The organism is Arthrobacter sp. E3, from assembly GCF_017353415.1.
In the GTDB taxonomy this organism is placed as follows: domain Bacteria; phylum Actinomycetota; class Actinomycetes; order Actinomycetales; family Micrococcaceae; genus Specibacter.
In genome coordinates, this window is record NZ_JAFMPX010000079.1 from 1 (window position 1) to 1,535 (window position 1,535).

1 protein-coding gene is annotated in these 1,535 nt (G+C 59.4%); it reads right to left on the bottom strand.

The annotated features are described in order from the left end of the window. Positions 1–78 precede the first annotated feature (78 nt). Positions 79–1,392, bottom strand: a complete 1,314-nt coding sequence (locus tag JMA46_RS16675) for a DDE-type integrase/transposase/recombinase (RefSeq protein WP_348770211.1) — start codon at positions 1,390–1,392, stop codon at positions 79–81. Positions 1,393–1,535: the final 143 nt, after the last annotated feature.

Genomic DNA, 1,535 nt, shown 5'->3' on the forward strand with positions numbered 1-1,535 from the left:
TGTGATGTCTCAAGGCAGCGGTGACACTTCTGTATCAGGACATCGGTGACACTCGCTGCCTCAAGACATCGGTAACATTTAGCGTTGATCGGCGTTTTGAAAACTCACGGTGGCCCGGTCAATCCCGAGATACTTCGTTCCGGGTGCAGGTCGCGGGAAGTCGGCAATCAACTCGCCTTCCATGGTTGAGATGAGGATATTCTCTGGGTACCAATCCACGTTCAGGATCCGGGAGCTCATGCGTTTGGTGACGAAGAACGTGGTTTCGCCCAGCTTCAAGGTCCCGTTGGTATACACCTTCATTTTCCGGTGCCCGCATTCACCCGGATCTTTGACACTTCCGCGGATCTTCTCGCCGGTGTCGGCTGTGGCTATCGGAGCCTTGAGGGTCTCGATCGCACCCTCGGCCTTCATCTCCTGATCCATCTGCCGGGCGTATGCGGTGACGATCTCAGCAGCCGGATTGGCTTCAACCACTTCGTCCACGACCGGCAGCCCGATCCGTGTCAGGGCCTCACTGTTGGGCCGGGGCGCTTCGGCCACCACGGTGGCATCCCACGCTTGCTGGGGTGTCATCCGGCCGGGCAGCCCCTGGTGCGGGCGCTGGGTGTTGTAGATCGTATCGAAGCGGTCCACGTATTCCTGGAGCTGCTCGAGGTTGTTGGCGAAGGGTTGCTTGTCCAACCATTTGAACAAAGTCTGGTGAAAACGTTCGTTCTTCCCCTGGGTGGTGGGCCGGCCCGGTTTGCCCGTAATGGCCTCCACGCCCAGGGAAGTGACGAAGGCGACCAGCTGGCCAATCCAGCCCCGGCGCGAGGGATTCAAGGCCGAACCGTTGTCGGTTAGGAGTCTTTGTGGGACTCCGTGGGCATCGATGCCCTTGCGCATCACCGCCAGTGCATCCTCGCTGTTTTCGCTGCGGGCCACATGGGTGGCGACGGCCAGACGTGAGTGGTCATCCTGCAGCTGGAAGATCACACACTTGCGCCCACCGGTGAGCACATACTCGGTCGCGTCCAACTGCCAACAAGCGTTTGGTGCCGGGTAGACGAATCTGCGGTAGGCCGAGCGTGGACGCTTGCTCGGTGCGTCACGGGCTACGTTCTTTTCGCGGAAGATCCGGGCCAGTGAGGCGATGGCCGGGGTCTGGAATCCCAAGGCGTTCATCTTGTCATGCACGCTGATCGGACCGTGGTCCAATCCGGAGGATTCCAAGGCAGAACGCACGGCCAGGGCTTGGGTCTTCAGGTCCTCGGTGATTTGGGTGGGCGAGGTTTTCGGGCGGCGTGAGCGTGGCTCCAGCACTGCGGCTTGTCCTTCATCACGCACGATGGCCCGCAACTTATAGAACGTTTTGCGACTGATCTGGTGTTCGGTACAAAAGGAAGTCACTGCTCCCCGTGGGGCGTCATCTGGCCATTGGGATATTGCTAGTCGGATCCGTGGATCAATGGGTTGGTTTCTCTTCACCCATCAATCCGACCCGAACCCCACGACCACTGCCAATCGACGGAAACCATTAATAACGGGCAGAA